13 protein-coding genes are annotated in these 15,406 nt (G+C 72.3%); 9 read left to right on the top strand and 4 right to left on the bottom strand.

Annotated elements, in window-relative coordinates; genetic code table 11:
• Nucleotides 1–26: 26 nt before the first annotated feature.
• Entirely contained in the window at nucleotides 27–560 is a 534-nt protein-coding gene (locus ACGF3J_RS11420) for a TerD family protein (RefSeq protein ID WP_393854004.1), read from the bottom strand.
• A 157-nt stretch (nucleotides 561–717) separates the two neighbouring features.
• Between ACGF3J_RS11420 and ACGF3J_RS11415 the strand changes: the two genes are divergently transcribed.
• The 3 genes from ACGF3J_RS11415 to ACGF3J_RS11405 all read left to right on the top strand — a co-directional run bounded on the left by ACGF3J_RS11415 (nucleotide 718) and on the right by ACGF3J_RS11405 (nucleotide 3,008).
• Complete coding sequence (locus tag ACGF3J_RS11415) at nucleotides 718–1,323, top strand: YdbC family protein (protein ID WP_161328810.1); 606 nt, start codon at nucleotides 718–720, stop codon at nucleotides 1,321–1,323.
• 107 nt (nucleotides 1,324–1,430) lie between these two features.
• Nucleotides 1,431–2,090, top strand: a complete 660-nt coding sequence (locus ACGF3J_RS11410; protein WP_161328811.1) for a histidine phosphatase family protein — start codon at nucleotides 1,431–1,433, stop codon at nucleotides 2,088–2,090.
• Nucleotides 2,091–2,102: 12 nt separating this feature from the next.
• Entirely contained in the window at nucleotides 2,103–3,008 is a 906-nt protein-coding gene (locus ACGF3J_RS11405) for an ADP-ribosylglycohydrolase family protein (protein ID WP_393854003.1), read from the top strand.
• Between the two features lie 236 nt (nucleotides 3,009–3,244).
• Here ACGF3J_RS11405 and ACGF3J_RS11400 read toward each other — a convergent pair whose 3' ends face one another.
• A complete protein-coding gene (locus ACGF3J_RS11400; protein ID WP_161328813.1) occupies nucleotides 3,245–4,792 on the bottom strand; it encodes an MFS transporter in 1,548 nt (515 codons plus the stop codon).
• 186 nt (nucleotides 4,793–4,978) lie between these two features.
• Between ACGF3J_RS11400 and ACGF3J_RS11395 the strand changes: the two genes are divergently transcribed.
• The 3 genes from ACGF3J_RS11395 (at nucleotide 4,979) to ACGF3J_RS11385 (ending at nucleotide 7,119) form a co-directional block, all read left to right on the top strand.
• Entirely contained in the window at nucleotides 4,979–5,599 is a 621-nt protein-coding gene (locus ACGF3J_RS11395) for a TetR/AcrR family transcriptional regulator (RefSeq protein ID WP_161328814.1), read from the top strand.
• 81 nt (nucleotides 5,600–5,680) lie between these two features.
• Nucleotides 5,681–6,382 (top strand): ribonuclease HII, encoded by a 702-nt coding sequence (locus tag ACGF3J_RS11390; protein ID WP_161328815.1) that lies wholly within the window; start codon nucleotides 5,681–5,683, stop codon nucleotides 6,380–6,382.
• Between the two features lie 68 nt (nucleotides 6,383–6,450).
• Nucleotides 6,451–7,119 carry a hypothetical protein gene (locus tag ACGF3J_RS11385; protein ID WP_393854002.1) on the top strand — a complete coding sequence of 223 codons (669 nt, stop codon included), beginning with the start codon at nucleotides 6,451–6,453 and terminating at the stop codon, nucleotides 7,117–7,119.
• A 177-nt stretch (nucleotides 7,120–7,296) separates the two neighbouring features.
• On the opposite strand, the gene ACGF3J_RS11380 is transcribed toward ACGF3J_RS11385, so the two are convergent.
• Together ACGF3J_RS11380 and ACGF3J_RS11375 are read right to left on the bottom strand one after the other, a co-directional pair.
• Entirely contained in the window at nucleotides 7,297–7,911 is a 615-nt protein-coding gene (locus ACGF3J_RS11380) for a hypothetical protein (RefSeq protein ID WP_122618494.1), read from the bottom strand.
• A gap of 249 nt (nucleotides 7,912–8,160) precedes the next feature.
• Nucleotides 8,161–10,326, bottom strand: coding sequence for a RecQ family ATP-dependent DNA helicase (locus ACGF3J_RS11375; protein WP_393854001.1), 2,166 nt, complete (start codon nucleotides 10,324–10,326; stop codon nucleotides 8,161–8,163).
• 153 nt (nucleotides 10,327–10,479) lie between these two features.
• On the opposite strand from ACGF3J_RS11375, the gene ACGF3J_RS11370 reads away from it, so the two are divergent.
• The 3 genes from ACGF3J_RS11370 (at nucleotide 10,480) to ACGF3J_RS11360 (ending at nucleotide 15,350) form a co-directional block, all read left to right on the top strand.
• The gene (locus ACGF3J_RS11370; RefSeq protein ID WP_393854000.1) at nucleotides 10,480–11,976 is read left to right on the top strand and encodes a DUF4192 domain-containing protein; all 1,497 of its coding nucleotides are present in this window, start codon (nucleotides 10,480–10,482) and stop codon (nucleotides 11,974–11,976) included.
• Nucleotides 11,977–12,138: 162 nt separating this feature from the next.
• Nucleotides 12,139–12,897: an NUDIX domain-containing protein gene (locus ACGF3J_RS11365; RefSeq protein ID WP_161328819.1), complete on the top strand. Its 759-nt coding sequence runs from the start codon at nucleotides 12,139–12,141 to the stop codon at nucleotides 12,895–12,897.
• A gap of 68 nt (nucleotides 12,898–12,965) precedes the next feature.
• Nucleotides 12,966–15,350 (top strand): ATP-binding cassette domain-containing protein, encoded by a 2,385-nt coding sequence (locus ACGF3J_RS11360; protein WP_393853999.1) that lies wholly within the window; start codon nucleotides 12,966–12,968, stop codon nucleotides 15,348–15,350.
• Nucleotides 15,351–15,406 lie beyond the last annotated feature (56 nt).

Raw genomic sequence — 15,406 nt, 5'->3', positions numbered from 1 at the left:
GACGCCCCTTACTCATGCCGCTGGGGTCAGGAACGGCGCGCCGCCCCCATGGCGCGGGTGAACGTCGCCGGGTCCTCCTCGAAGCCGTGCACCCCGGCCCGGAACTCCCACGCCCCGGTCTCGTCCCGGACGAACTCCGCGACCGTCGCCGCGGTGGCGCCGAGGACACCGGTGAAGTCGTCCGCGGCCAGGTCCGTGTAGCCCTCCCGGATGCGCAGGCCCGGGTTGGTCACGTCGGCGAAGGTCCGGTCCTCGGTGCGCTGCTGTATGGCGACGCCCACCACCACGCGCGCGTACCGGGCGTCGAGCCGCTCCAGTTCGATCGTCATGACCTCGTCGAAGCCGAAGCCCTTGCCGTCCTTGCTGTCCCGGTTGAGATAGATGGTGCCGTCGGGGGAGCGGCTGTCGAAGTGCACGATGTACGAGGGCTCGCCGTACGGATCGTCCGCCGCATACGTTCCGGCGACGAGGTCCAGGTCGGCGGGTGGCTCTCCCGCCGGACTCGGGTCCCACCGCAGCGCGATCTCGACCTTGCCGGTCCCCTTGCTGAGGCCGTTCACAGACTTCCCCTTCCCAGGTCCCCCGCCCTGCCCGGCGACCTGAACTGCCGAGCGGTGACGGCCGGTTGTCCATCCTGCCACGCACAGCGACGCACGTGGGGCGAGCGGTCCGCCGGAGCGTGACCGGTGCCACGTTCTCTGGCCTTACCATGGCGCGGTGCTGGTCAAGTGGATTCGCTGCACCGTGGTGGACCGCCGCGGTTTCGAGCGGGGGCAGCGGAAGTGGGCGGGGCTTCCGGGGGAGCCGGGATTTCGGGGACAGGGGGGTGGCTGGAGCCGTCGGCAACCGGACGTGGCGCACGTCTTCGCGTTCTGGGAGAGCCGTGCCTTCTACGACTCCTTCATGGCGCGTTCCCACGACCGGCTGGCCTCCGCCCAGGTGGGCACCTTCAAGGACGCCCGCGTCAGGCTCTTCGACTACCGCTTCGACGTGAAGACGGGCTTCGAACCGCGCTTCACCGACGCCGACCTGCTGCGCGTGGCGCTCTGCCGGGTCCACGAGGAGCGGGCCGAGCACTACGTCCTCATGCAGGAGAAGGTCTGGAACCCCGCGATGGCCGGCTCGCCCGGCATGGTCCGCGGTCTGTTCGGCGAGGCCCCGGGGCACGAGTACCTGGTGCTGTCCATGTGGCGGTCGGCGGCCGAGCACGGCAAGTACCGCACCGAGCGCGTCGAACGGCTCGCCCTGCGCGCCCAGACGGAGGCCGACATCGCGGCGCTGACCGGTGACGTCGTCGAGATGGAACCCACCTGGACGATCTGAGATCCGGACCCGCGGCCCCGCCGCCGGGGTGTGGAATCTGTGTGACGTACGCCGTACGACGCCCGTTCGAGTGCTTGGTTCCGGCCGACTCGATCTAGGGTGCTGGCATGGCACGACCACGGCGCATCGTTCTTGTCCGGCACGGCGAATCGACCGGAAACGTCGATGACACCGTGTACGAGCGCGAACCCGACCACGCGCTGGCCCTCACCGACCGGGGCCGGGTGCAGGCCGAGGAGACCGGCAAGGAGCTGCGCGACGTCTTCGGCCGCGAGCCGGTCAGCGTGTACGTCTCGCCGTACCGCCGGACGCACGAGACGCTCCGCGCCTTCCACCTGGACCCCGGACTGATACGGATACGGGAGGAGCCCCGGCTGCGCGAGCAGGACTGGGGCAACTGGCAGGACCGCGACGACGTACGCCTGCAGAAGGCCTACCGCGACGCCTACGGCCACTTCTTCTACCGCTTCGCCCAGGGCGAGTCCGGCGCCGACGTGTACGACCGGGTCGGCGGCTTCCTGGAGAGCCTCTTCCGCAGCTTCGAGGACCCCGACCATCCGCCGAACGTGCTGCTGGTGACCCACGGACTGGCCATGCGGCTGTTCTGCATGCGGTGGTTCCACTGGACGGTCGCGGAGTTCGAGTCCCTGTCCAACCCCGGGAACGCCGAGATGCGGATGCTCGTTCTCGGTGAGGACGGCAAGTACACCCTTGACCGGCCCTTCGAACGCTGGCGAGATCCGGAACCGTACGGGATCACCGGATAGAGTGGCAGGGCGATGACCGCTCATTCATCTCCTGACGGGCGCCTGGACCGGGCCCTGTCCAGCCTGCGCGGACTGTCGGTGGGCGACGCGCTGGGCTCCCAGTTCTTCGTACCCGCGAACTATCCGCTCCTGAAGCGCCGCGAGCTGCCGCCCGGCATCTGGCAGTGGACGGACGACACGGAGATGGCCTGCTCCGTGGTCTCCGTCCTCGCCACCCACCAGCGCGTCGACCAGGACGCACTGGCCCTCTCCTTCGCCCGGCACCACGACTTCGACCGCGGCTACGGGCCCGCGGTCAACCAACTGCTGCGGCTGGTCCGCGAGGGCGGCGACTGGCGCGAGCTGGCCGCCGCCCTGTTCAACGGCCAGGGCTCGTGGGGCAACGGTGCCGCGATGCGCATCGCCCCGCTGGGCGCCTGGTACGCGGACGACCCGGAACAGGCGACCCACCAGGCCGAGATCTCCGCCTACCCCACGCATCAGCACCGCGAGGCGGTGGTCGGCGCCATGGCGGTCGCCGCGGCCGCCGCACTGGCCGCGGACCCGGCCGGACCGCCCAAGGCGCACGCGCTCCTCGACGGGGTGATCGCCCTGGTGCCGAAGAGCGCGGTGGGCGCCGGACTCCGGCGCGCCCGGGACATGCTGGACTACGGCGACGCGGCCACGGTCGCGGCGGTCCTCGGCTGCGGCAGGCGTACGACCGCGCACGACACGGTGCCCTTCGCCCTGTGGTCCGCCGCCCGCGCCCTCGGGGACTACGAAACGGCCTTCTGGACGACCGCCCAGGTCGGCGGGGACGTGGACACCACCTGCGCGATCGTGGGCGGGGTGATCGCGGCCGGCGAGGCGGGCGCGCCCCCGGCCGAGTGGGCAGGACGGGTCGAGGAACTGCCCGAGTGGATGGCGGCGCGGTCCTAGACGACGTCTCCCGCACGGAGGGAACTCTCCGTGCGGGATGGGAACTCTCCGTGACCGGTCGCGCGTTGTCGGGACATCCGCTGTGCGCGGTCCGGCCTCCGGACGGGGCCGGGAGGGTCACGAGGGGGTGGGACATGGGTGTGCTCGTACTGCCGACCGCCGGACACCGGCGGCGGGGCGGACGTCGGGAGGCGGTTCCGACGCCGCCCGATGCCCGCCTCCGCGGGAAGCCGCGGTCAGCCGACCCCCGGACCCGCCGAACCGGACAGGGCCTCCAGATCGCTCTTGCGGACCCGGATCACCAGCCATGCCGTGGCCAGGGCGAGTACGGCCATCGCCGCGGCCGGTATGAAGGCCGCCGAGATGCCCTGGGCCAGGACGTCGTGCCCCCACGGCGCCGGCAGCTGCTGCGTCTGGGCGAACTCGGCCTTCTGCTCCGGCGAGCCGTTGGTGAGGAAGTCCGGCACCTGCTTCTCCGCCTCGTCCCTGCTCGCCGTGCCGAAGACCGTGGTCAGGATGGCCAGGCCGATCGATCCGCCCACCTGCTGCATGGCGTTCAGCAGACCGGAGGCCGCGCCCGCCTCGTGCTGGGCGACTCCGGAGACCGCGGTCAGCGTCAACGTCACGAAGTTCAGGCCCATGCCGAAGCCGAAGATCAGCATCGGCCCCAGCACGCCGCCGACATAGGAGCTGTCGGAGCTGATGAGGGCCTGCCAACCGAGTCCCACCGCGGCGAGCGCCGAGCCCACGATCATGAACGGCTTGGGTCCGAGGACCGGCAGGAACCGCTGCGAGATCCCCGCGCCGAGCGCGATCACCACCGTGACCGGCAGGAAGGCCAGCCCCGCCTCGATGGGGGTGTAGCCCAGCACGTTCTGGACGAACAGCACGATGTAGAAGAACATGCCGAACATCGCCGCGGCCAGGCTCAGCATGATCACGTACGTGCCCGAGCGGTTGCGGTCGGCGAACATCCGCAGCGGGGTGATCGGTTCCTTGGCCCGCGACTCGATGAACGCGAAGGACAGCAGCAGCACCACGGCCGCCACGAAGGAACCGATGGTCAGGCTGTCCCGCCAGCCGTCGTCCGCGGCACGGATGAAGCCGTAGACGAGGGAGGCCATACCCGCCGTCGAGGTCACCGCCCCGGCGATGTCGAAGCGGCCGGAGTGCCGCTCGGACTCACTGATGTACATCGGGGTGAGCACCGCGATCAGCACGCCGATAGGCACGTTGACGAAGAGCACCCAGCGCCAGTCCAGCCACTCGGTGAGCATGCCGCCGGCCAGCAGACCGATGGCGCCACCGCCCGCGGACACGGCCGCGAAGACGCCGAAGGCCCGGTTGCGTTCCGGGCCCTCGGGGAAGGTGGTGGTTATGAGGGCGAGCGACGTGGGCGAGGCGATCGCGCCTCCCACACCTTGCAGGACGCGCGCCGCCAGCAGCTGCCAGGGTTCCTGGGCGAAGCCGCCGAGCAGCGAGGCGAAGGTGAACAGCAGGATGCCGGTCATGAAGACCCGGCGCCTGCCGAGGATGTCACCGGCTCGGCCACCGAGCAGGAGCAGGCCGCCGAAGGTGAGCGTGTAGGCGCTGACGACCCAGGTGAGGTCGGTGGTGCTGAACTTGAGCGCGTCTTGAATGTGCGGGAGTGCGATGTTCACAATCGTCGCGTCGAGTACCACCATGAGCTGGCAGGCCGCGATGACGGTGAGTGCGATGCCGGGATGCCCCTCCCGGCGGGCCGCTCCCGGCTTCTGGTCTCGGATCAGAGATGAGGTTGTCACTGTGTGTCCCCCACGAATCACTTAGTGAACGACCGCGTTCACTGTTGCGCCAACGTTAGTGACTCCCCGACAGTGAACGCAACCGTTCACTTGTGGCGTCGTCGTGTGTCCCGTCCCCCTTGTGGCCGCGCGGCGCTCCCCCTGCCCCCGAAAACCCGCTGCACCCGCTTACTGGAGACCCGCGACATGGTTGCTTCGAACTGGGCGGCCGCCTCCGCCCAGACGTCCTCGCGGCGGCGTGGAGCCGTCCTCGAACGCGCGATCCTCGATGCCGCGCTGGAGCAACTCGGCACCGTCGGCTGGAACGGCCTCACGATGGAGGGCGTCGCCGCCGGAGCCCAGACCGGCAAGGCGGCGGTCTACCGGCGCTGGCCGTCCAAGGAGGACCTCGTCGCCGACGCGCTGCGGTCCGGGCTGCCGCGCTTCGACACGGTGCCCGACCTCGGGAGCGTGCGCGAGGACCTGCTGGCGCTGTGCCGCAGGGCGCGGGACGCGATGTTCTCCCGGCCGGGGTTCGCCCTTCGCTCGGTCATTCACGAATGCGACAGCGTGCAGGCCGAGCGCTTCCACACGGTGATCTTCAAGGGCGTGGTCGAGCCGACGCTCGAGATGCTCCGCGAGGTCGTCAACCGCGGAATAGAGCGGGGAGAGGTCAGGCGTGACGCGGCCAACGGATACGTCTTCGACGCCATCCCGGCGATGATGATGTACCGCTCCAAGATTTGTGCAAGTGAATGGCCGGACCTGGAGCTGGAGGAAATGATCGACCAGTTGATGGTGCCGCTGCTGCGGCCCGACGGCGCCTGATCCTCGCCCCGGAGGGCCCCGGGCCCGTTTGGGGAACCGGGGTGTCGCCGGGGGTTCCCGGCGGCGTACGCTAGGTGCGCCATGCCGTACGAACCACCCACACACACCGTCGAGCGCTCCCTTCGCGCCACGACCGGAGCGAAGATCATTGCCGGTGTCGACGAGGTGGGGCGCGGTGCGTGGGCCGGTCCCGTGACCGTCTGCGCCGCGATCACCGGACTGCGCCGGCCCCCGGCCGGCCTCACCGACTCCAAGCTGCTCACCATCAAGCGACGCACCGAACTCGCCGTCGAGTTGCGGACCTGGGTCACCTCCTACGCCCTGGGGCACGCCTCTCCCGAGGAGATCGACGCGATGGGGATGACCGCCGCGCTGCGACTCGCGGCGGTACGCGCGCTGGAGACCCTGCCGGTCCGCCCCGACGCCGTCATCCTCGACGGCAAGCACGACTATCTCGGGGCGCCTTGGCGGGTCCGTACGGTGATCAAGGGTGACCAGTCCTGTGTGGCCGTCGCCGCGGCCTCGGTCCTGGCCAAGGTCCAGCGCGACAAAATGATGGCCGAACTGGGCATCGACCATGCAGACTTCGCTTTCGCGGACAACGCCGGGTATCCGTCACCCGTGCACCGGGCCGCACTGGAGGAGCGGGGGCCCACCCCGTACCACCGGTTGTCGTGGGCGTATCTTGATGCGCTGCCCCAGTGGCGGCACCTCAAGAAGGTCCGCAGCTGGGTGGAGGGAAGCGTTCCGGAAATCGAGGGTCAGCTCGGATTCGATTTCTGACGGTTCCGCTCACAGAGATGTGCCACCCGCCGACGCGAGTCGCACCAACGTTTGATAAATATCAGCTCATGCCTCTCATTCCCGAGGAGCCTCAGATTCACGAGAAGGCCCAGGGTCCCCGCGCCACTCCGGCCAGCGGCCGCACCGCGCCGACCCCTCGCCCCGTACCCGGCCCCCGTCCCGCGGCCCCGCCGCGCCCCGGTCGTCCCGGCCCGGTGCGGCCGACCGCACCGGCGCAACGCGTGCCACGCGACACGACCACCACCAAGCCCGGACCCCCGGGTCCGGCGGCCCCGGCCGCTCCGGCCGCTCAAGCCGCTCCGGCGGCGAACACGGCCACCGTCGCGGCCCCGCAGATCCAGCTGATCCCGGCCACCCCCGACGGCGCGCTCGACGCCGCCGAAGAGGCCGTGGACCTGCTGCTGGAGTCGGGTCGTACCCCCGGTGACGTGCTGGTGCTCACCACCGGCGAACCGCACCCGTGGGCCGCCCACGAACTGTCCTTCGGCGACGCCGCCTACTGGGCGCAGCACGACGCGGGCGACGACGTCTTCTACGCGGACGCCGCTCTCGCGGAGCGTGCTGCCTCGCGGGCCGTGGTCGTGGTCGCGGTCAACGGCGGCCCCGAAGCGGCTGCCGCCCGCGCCCTCGGCGTGGCCCACACCCGGGCCGGTGCCCTGCTGATCGTCTGCGGGGACCCGCAGCGGATCAACTCGGTGCTGGGCGCGGGCGTCTGAGCCGTTTCCGCCGCGTGCGGCGGATGTCGGTCAGGGGCACTGGCACGGTGGTCGCTGTGGCGTGCGCCTGTTCTTCCGTCCTCGACCGACCAGAGTTGAATCGGTGCGGACCGTCGTGGTGTGCCTGCGTGCACCACGGCGGTGACGCCGGGGTGCGTCGTGGTGTGTACGTGGCGCTCAGCGAGCCGCCGCGCGGCGCAGCACCTCCGAGGCGACACCGCCGGTGCGAGGTGGCGGGGGAGGCGTCTCCGACGTGGCGAAGGGCTCCGGCGCAGACGCCGCGTTGGGCCGGCGCCCACCGCGGCCCTCGCCGAGTACCTGCCAGCCGTCCCGGGTCAGCGTGATGTACGCGCCGCAGCGCAGCCCGTGCAACGTGCAGGCGTCCCGCAGCCCCCACATCCACGCGCCGTCCTCCTCCGTCCAACGCGCGTCGCCGTCACGGCAGTAGAGCAGCACGGCGGTGCGCACCGGTGTGCGGCGCCGCAGATCGTGCGGGATGACCCGGCGCAACTGCGAGAGCAGCGCGTTGCGGAACATCCAGCCGTCCGCTGGTGACCGGCGACTGGTGAACGAGGCGCTGGCGCGCAGCCTTTCGTCCGGATCGAGTACGGCCACGATCGCGGTCGCCGGCCTGGGGCGGTGCCGCGAATGGAGGCCGCTGACGACCTCCCGCGGATTGCGCAGCAGCGGGATTCCGGCGGCTGCCCACTCCGCCGGTTCGAGCAGCCGAGTGGCGGAAGCGGCGGACGAGGAAAACGAGGCGGCCGAGGACGGAGCGAATCCGAAGGTCACGTTCCTCCCTTCGGCTACGCGCCCACACTGCGGGCAGGGGTCGGATTCGGGGAGCGCGCACCGCAGTGAAGCCCTGCCGGATCACGGCCGGGCCGTGCGGGGAGCGGACTTCAATTCTTCCTGTCGAACTTGAATGCGGCAACGAGCAATTGGGACCGGCGACCGTTATCTGCTGATGCGCGTCCTATATCCCTACCCGGAGTGCCGCCGGGTGACGCCTGGGACGCGGCAGGCGCGCGGCGCGTGCGATCACCCCTGCACCGCCAGGACGAGCGGCAGCACCCCTTGAGCGCCGGCGCGGCGAAGCAACCGGGCGGCCACCGCGAGGGTCCAGCCGGTCTCGGTGCAGTCGTCCACGAGGAGAACCGGGCCGTCCAGCCCGCCGAGGGTCGTGGCCAGGGCGGGCGGTACCGTCAGCGCACCGTCCAGCGCCTTGAGTCGCTGCGCGCTGTTGCTGCGGGAGCCGCCGGGTGCCTCACCCGTGTACTCGACCGAACCGAGCAGCGGCAGCCTGCCGATCTCGGCGATGCGGGTGCCGAGGGAGTGGATCAGCTCAGGCCGCGTGTATGAGGCGACGGTCACCACGCCGCCGGGCCGTGGCTGGGCGTCGGCCGCGCCCGAGGCCCAGCCGCCGGGCCCCTTCGCCCAGTCGGCCAGCACCGTCACGACGGCCTGGGCGACATCGTCCGGCACCGGACCGTCCGGCGCCTGGGCCGCGAGCATCGGCCGCAGCCGGTTGCCCCAGCCGATGTCGGAGAGGCGGCCCAGCGCCCTGCCCGGCGCCGCCTGCTCCGCCGCCGGGATCCGGCCCTTCAGGTCGACGCCGATCGCCGGAAGCCCCGTCGGCCACATACGGCGCGGCTCCACCTCGACACCGGCCCGCCCCAGATCGACCCGCGCGGCGTCGAGGGAGTCGGAGGAGGTGTCGGCGGTGAAACGCGGGCCCGCGCAGTTGTCGCACTGGCCGCAGGGCTTCGCGCCCTCGTCGTCCAACTGCCGTTGCAGGAACTCCATCCGGCACTCGGTCGTCGCGGCGTAGTCGCGCATGGACTGCTGCTCGGCCCTGCGCTGGCGCGCGACCCAGTCGTAACGCTCCGCGTCGTACGTCCAGGGCTGTCCGGTCGCCATCCAGCCCCCCTTGACCCGCTTGACCGCCCCGTCCACGTCGAGGACCTTCAGCATGGTCTCCAGGCGGGAACGGCGCAGCTCCACCAGCGGCTCCAACGCGGGCAGCGACAGCGGGCGATCCGCGCGTGCGAGGACGTCGAGCGTGCGGCGCACCAGGTCCTCCGACGGGAAGGCCAGCGAGGCGAAGTACTGCCAGATCGCCTCGTCCTCCCTCCCGGGCAGCAGCAGCACCTCGGCGTGCTCCACACCGCGCCCCGCGCGGCCGACCTGCTGGTAGTACGCGATGGGGGAGGACGGCGAACCCAGGTGCACCACGAAACCCAGGTCGGGCTTGTCGAAGCCCATGCCGAGCGCCGAGGTGGCCACCAGCGCCTTGACCCGGTTGGCGAGCAGGTCGTCCTCGGCCTGTTGCCGGTCCGCGTTCTCGGTCTTGCCGGTGTAGGAGGCGACGGTGTGGCCGCGCTGCCGCAGGAAGGCGGTGACCTCCTCGGCGGCGGCCACGGTGAGCGTGTAGATGATGCCGGAACCCGGGAGCCGGTCGAGGTGGTCGGCGAGCCAGGCCATCCGGTGCGCGGCGTCGGACAGCCGCAGCACCCCCAGGCTGAGGCTTTCCCGGTCCAGCGGACCGCGCAGCACCAGGGCGTCGGACGTGCCACCCGTGCCGAGCTGCTCCGCCACGTCGGCGGTCACCCGCGCGTTGGCCGTGGCCGTGGTCGCCAGGACGGGGACACCGGGAGGGAGGTCGGTGAGCATGGTGCGCAGCCGCCGGTAGTCGGGGCGGAAGTCGTGGCCCCAGTCGGAGATGCAGTGGGCCTCGTCCACCACGAGCAGTCCGGTCGCGGCGGAGAGCTTGGGCAGCACCTGGTCGCGGAAGTCAGGGTTGTTGAGCCGCTCGGGACTCACCAGCAGCACGTCGACCTCGCCCGCCGCGATCTCGTCCTGGACCGTGTCCCACTCCTCGGTGTTGGAGGAGTTGATGGTCCGGGCGCGGATGCCCGCCCGGGCAGCGGCCTCGACCTGGTTGCGCATCAGCGCGAGCAGCGGGGAGACGATCACCGTGGGCCCGGCGCCCCGGTCACGGAGCAGAGCGGTCGCCACGAAGTACACCGCGGACTTGCCCCACCCCGTGCGCTGCACGACCAGGGCCCGGCGCCGCTCGGCGACCAGCGCCTCGATCGCCCGCCACTGGTCCTCCCGCAGCCGGGCGCCGCCGGAGGGGTCCCCGACGAGACGGGCGAGGACCGCATCGGCCGCTGTCCGTAGATCCGCGTTGTTCGTGTGCTCCATGCGTTCCATACAACAGGACGGGACCGACAAGCGGGCGACCTGTGGACGGGAGGACGGCGCCGAGGCCGGCTCGGCGTCCGAGGATGGCGTGTCCCTGATTGAAGTTATCCACAGGGCAAAGCGGAACGTCTCGATCCGCGAGATCGTCGGGCCATGACGAACCACAGCGAAACGACGGGACCCTCCGACAGCGGCGGCATCCCGCGCCCCGAGCAGCCGAGCCGAAAGGCCCTGACCTCGTACGAGGGTCCCGGTGACGAGCACCAGGTCACCCTGCGCACCCCCGCCGAACTGGCCGACGCCCTGCCCTATCTCCTCGGCTACCGCCCGGAGGACAGCATCGTCCTGGCCGCCCTGCGTGACAGGGAGGGACGTGGGCGCTTCGGCGGACGGGCGCGGCTCGGCATCCCCGCGAGTCCGGACGACTGGGCCTGCGCGGCCGGACAGTTGGTCCACGGCCTGGTCACCGGCGGCGAGCGCCGAGGTGTCCGTCCCGAGCAGATGGTCGCCTACCTCTGCCAGGAGCCGGCGCGGGGCGAGACCGGCCGGGACGTGATGGAGCGACTGCGACCACTCGCCCAGCGCCTGCGCGTCGAGTGCGGCACGCTCGACGTGCCTGTGGTCGAGGCGCTGTGCATCTCGGCCGGACGCTTCTGGTCGTACTGCTGCGACGACGAGGCATGCTGCCCGGCCGAGGGCCTGCCCATGGGGCTGCCGGGGACCTCGGTGCTGGCCGCGGCGGCCACCTACGCCGGCATTCAGGTGCGCGGCTCGCTGAGCGATCTGCGCGCCAGGCTGCAGCCGGGGGAGAGCGCGGTGGCGGACGAGCAGACCGCCGCCCTGGACACCGCCGCCAAGACTCTGGTCGCGCGGATCCTCGACCCCGAGGGCCGCTCGGAGGTGGCCCGGGAGACGCTGGAAACGGCGGAGCGGGTCATGCGACGGCTGGCCGGCGCCCCGCCGGTGTCCGGCATGCCGGCCGAGGATCTGCGCGACGACCACCTGCTCGGGCACCACGAGGCGGCGGCCCTGATCCTCGGCCTCCAGGACCGCACCACCCGCGACCGCGCGGCCGGGTGGATGGAGGGCGACGAGGCGGGACCCGCGCTGCGCCTCTGGCGGGCCCTCGCCCGTCGCTGCGTCGGACCGTACGGAGAACACGCGGCCGCGCCGCTCACCCTCGCGGGCTGGGTCGCCTGGTCCACGGGTGACGAACTGGAGGCACGCGAGGCGCTGGCCATGGCACTCGGCGCGGATTCCGACTACCTCTTCGCCAGGCTCCTGCATCAGGCGTGCAACGAGGGCCTGGATCCCGAGTCGATCCGCCGCTGTCTGCGCGCGGAGCGGGAGGACCGTGGCGGCGCGGAAGCCAGCGGCCCCGACGACGGCGAGCGGACCGGCGCGACCGGGTCCCGCCGGTCGGCTGAGCCCTCCCCTGCTCCGCGGCCGCAGTCCGGCCGTCGGCGCCGCACGCGTTCACTCGGCTCGGCGGAGAGCACCCGCCGCCGTGCGAAGCCGCAGAACCGCGAGCCGAGGCCGGACGACGGGCGCCCCCGCACCCCGTCCAGGGCTGAACGCTCCGGAGCCGGGCGGACTGGACGGACGTGTTCGCGTACTCCGGGGAAACCCGCCGAGGGAGGCGGCGAGTGATGGCGGAGTGGAGGTCGCGAGTCGATCCTGACCTGGCATGACGTGGCCCCGCCCGGTGATCGGGAGGAGACGGTGGGGTGCCTGTCGGACCGATGTGGATCAGCGTGCGAAGCGGTCGGGGAAGGGAGTGTTTATCGTCAGGCAGACGACTATGATCGCCGCATGCCCTACGACCCGTCAGCCTTTCCGCCCTTCGCCGTCACTGTGGACCTGGTCGTGCTGACCGTGCGTCGTCACTCCCTGTGTGCGCTGGCGGTGCGCAGGGGGGAGCCGCCGTTCCAGGGCCGCTGGGCCCTGCCCGGAGGCTTCGTACGGGAGGACGAGGATCTGGCGCAGGCGGCGGCGCGCGAGCTCGCCGAGGAGACGGGGCTGTGCGTCCACGACCCGGCCGCGCCCACCCAGGACAACGGTGCCCACCTGGAGCAGCTCGCCACGTACGGCGACCCCGAGCGCGACCCCCGGATGCGCGTGGTCAGTGTCGCCCACCTCGCGCTCGCCCCCGACCTCCCCGCACCGCGCGCGGGCGGCGACGCCAGCAACGCGCGCTGGGCGCCGGTCGAGGAACTGCTGGAGCAGAGCGGCTACGGCCGGGCGGGCGAGCCTCTGGCGCCGCTCGCCTTCGACCACGCCCAGATCCTGGCGGACGGGGTGGAGCGGGCCCGCTCCAAAATCGAGTACTCCTCGCTGGCGACCGCGTTCTGCCCGCCCGAGTTCACCGTCGGCGAGCTGCGCCGTGTCTACGAGGCGGTGTGGAGCGTGGCCCTCGACCCGCGCAACTTCCACCGCAAGGTGACGGGCACGCCCGGATTCCTCGTCCCCACCGGGGGCACGACCACCCGTCAGGGCGGCCGTCCCGCCCAACTCTTCCGGGCGGGCGGCGCGACGCTCCTCAACCCCCCGATGCTGCGTCCCGAGGTGTGAGGGTTCCTCGCCCTCGATAGGCCCTGCGGTGCCCGAAAAAACGGATATGGCACGCTATCTTGCTGCGGGTGATCCAGGCCTTCGGACTGACCAGCAACCCCCGCAAGGAGCTTTCGCCCGCCGTCGACGACGTCTCCTTCGAAGTGCGCGCGGGCCGCGTCACCGCACTGCTCGGAGCGTCGGGCGCCGGCAAGACGACAGCGCTCAGACTGATGCTCGAACTGCAACACGGTCGCGGGCTCACCTACTTCAGAGGCCGTCCCCTGCACCGCATCGCCCACCCCTCGCGCGAGGTCGGCGTACTGCTCGGAGACGTTCCGGGACATCCGGCCCGCACCGTGCGTGGGCACCTGCGCATGCTGTGCGCGGCGGCGGGCGTCCCGGTCCAGCGGGCAGATGAAGTCATGGAGTCGGTCGGGCTCGTGAGCCTGCGCGACGAACGCCTCGGCACCCTGTCCCGGGGCATGGACCGCCGCCTCGGACTGGCCTGTGCGCTGGTCCCCGACCCGCACACCCTGGTGTTCGACGACCCGGCGGGCGCACTCTCCGCGCGCGAGGCCCGCTGGCTGCACGGCGCCCTGCGCGCGCACGCCCTCCAGGGCGGCACCGTCCTGTTCAGCACCGCGGACCCCAAGGAGGCCGCGCGCGCCGCCGACCACGTCGTCACGCTGGAACAGGGTCGGGTGGTCGCCGACCAGGAGGCGGCGGACTTCTCCCGCACCCGGCTGCGCCCACGCGTCGCCGTCCGCAGCCCGCACGCCGCGCGCCTCGGCGCCCTGCTGGCCCAAGAGGCCCGCTCGGCACGGCGTTCCGTCGAGGTCGTGCGCGAGGGCGGCAACCGGCTCGCGGTGTACGGCAGCACATGCGCGGACATCGGTGAGACCGCCTTCCGGCACGGGATCCTCGTGCATCAACTCGCCGACGAGGTGGGCGACATGGGGCCCGGTGCCGGCGACGGCAGCGCCGCCTGTGCCGATGCCGGGGCCGGCGCGGTCGTTCCCCCGGCGCGTCATCGGGCGGCCGACGGCGAGCGGGCACCGGCCCCCCGCAGGCCGACCGTCACCCGGCCTTCACCCACGGGCCCACCACGCCCGACCGCCGCCACCGATCCACCGGCGCCCGAGCCGTCGGCGGTCGATTCCGCGGCGGTCGAATCCTCGGCGGTGGATCCTGCGGCGACCGGACCCTCGGCGGCCCAGCTGCCGGGGAACGGTCCCGCGGCAACCGATCGACCGGCGACCGAACCACAAGCGCATGAGTCATCGGCGGTCGACCCGCCAGTGACCGCGCTGCCGCCGACGGGCCCCTCGTCGCCCGCCTCCGCCCCTCCCCGCACCGACGCCCCACAGCCGCCCCCGGACGACCACTCCACAGTCACCACCGGCGACCAGGCGTCCTCCACCAGCGACGTCCGGACGCCCCCCGCCGACGACCGGACGCCCCCCGCCGACGTCCGCACGCCCGCCGCCGACGACCGGACGCCCCCTGACGACGTCCGGACGCCCCCCGCCGACGACCGGCGTCCCGAAGTCGCCGAGGCCACCGCCGTCGAAGCCCCCGCGGCTCCCACGACCCCCGCGATTAGCGACCCCACCGACCGCCCCCGGACCACCCAGCGCACGTACGCCGCCCTCACCCCCGGCGCGGCGTCCGTGCTTCCGCCGCCCATCTCCGTGCGCTCGGCCCCCAGTCCGCTCCGTCCGCTCCGGTACGAGATCCGGCGTGCGGCCGGCATCAGCACCGGCTTCGTCATCGGCGCCGTCGTGCTCGTCGTGTCCGCCGTCATGGCCGTCGTCCTCGCACGGGTCGGCCACACCCCCCAGGCGCGGCTCCTGGCGGCGTGGCCGCGGGAACTGCCCCTGCCGCCCGCGGCACTGGGCGCGGGGCTGCTCGGGGCGCTCGCCTTCGGTGACGAGTTCCGCCACCCCGCCCTGGCGGCGGACCGCGGCACGGTGCCGCGCAGGCTGGGGCTGCTGACCGCGAAACTGCTCGTGTCCGCCGCCGCCGCACTCGTGCTGGCCGCCCTGACGGCCGGCTGCAACGCCGAAGTGCTCCATCTCTTCTACGGGCGGGAACTCGCGCGAATTCCCGCAGACTGGTCCGTGCTGGGCGCCGGTTGGGCCGGGCTCGTCGTCGGGTGTGCCTGGGCCGGTGTGCTCGCCGCGGGCCTCTTCCGTTCCACCACCGCCGGACTCGCCGCGGTGGTCGCCGTTCCGGTCGTCGTCGTGCCGCTCGTACAGAAGGTCTGGGAGGGTCCGGACGTACGGACCGCGGCCGGACTTCCGTTGCGCGTGCGCGAGGTCCTCCTGACGCAGTGGCCGTTCGGGGGCGAGCGCTATGTGGCAGAGGTGCTGCGCGTCGTCGTCCAACCGGTGGGCGGCGCAATGACGTTGTCGCTGACCGCTCTGCTCTGCGCCTTCCTGCTCACGTCCCTGCGTAGCAGGGCCCGGTGACGGTCGTCGCGCTCTTCCGGTCCGACCCTGCGCGCAAGTCCCCGGGGAAAGCCCAT

It is taken from the genome of Streptomyces sp. NPDC048171, assembly GCF_043202655.1.
GTDB lineage: Bacteria > Actinomycetota > Actinomycetes > Streptomycetales > Streptomycetaceae > Streptomyces.
Note: the sequence above shows the minus strand (reverse complement) of the source record. Positions and strands in the feature narration are given on the sequence as shown.

Coding starts and splice junctions, on each gene's coding strand:
- ACGF3J_RS11410 (WP_161328811.1), top strand. CDS start 1,431: ATGGCACGACCACGGCGCATCGTTCTTGTCCGGCACGGCGAATCGACC.
- ACGF3J_RS11405 (WP_393854003.1), top strand. CDS start 2,103: ATGACCGCTCATTCATCTCCTGACGGGCGCCTGGACCGGGCCCTGTCC.
- ACGF3J_RS11395 (WP_161328814.1), top strand. CDS start 4,979: ATGGTTGCTTCGAACTGGGCGGCCGCCTCCGCCCAGACGTCCTCGCGG.
- ACGF3J_RS11390 (WP_161328815.1), top strand. CDS start 5,681: ATGCCGTACGAACCACCCACACACACCGTCGAGCGCTCCCTTCGCGCC.
- ACGF3J_RS11385 (WP_393854002.1), top strand. CDS start 6,451: ATGCCTCTCATTCCCGAGGAGCCTCAGATTCACGAGAAGGCCCAGGGT.
- ACGF3J_RS11375 (WP_393854001.1), bottom strand. CDS start 10,326: ATGGAGCACACGAACAACGCGGATCTACGGACAGCGGCCGATGCGGTC.
- ACGF3J_RS11370 (WP_393854000.1), top strand. CDS start 10,480: ATGACGAACCACAGCGAAACGACGGGACCCTCCGACAGCGGCGGCATC.
- ACGF3J_RS11365 (WP_161328819.1), top strand. CDS start 12,139: ATGCCCTACGACCCGTCAGCCTTTCCGCCCTTCGCCGTCACTGTGGAC.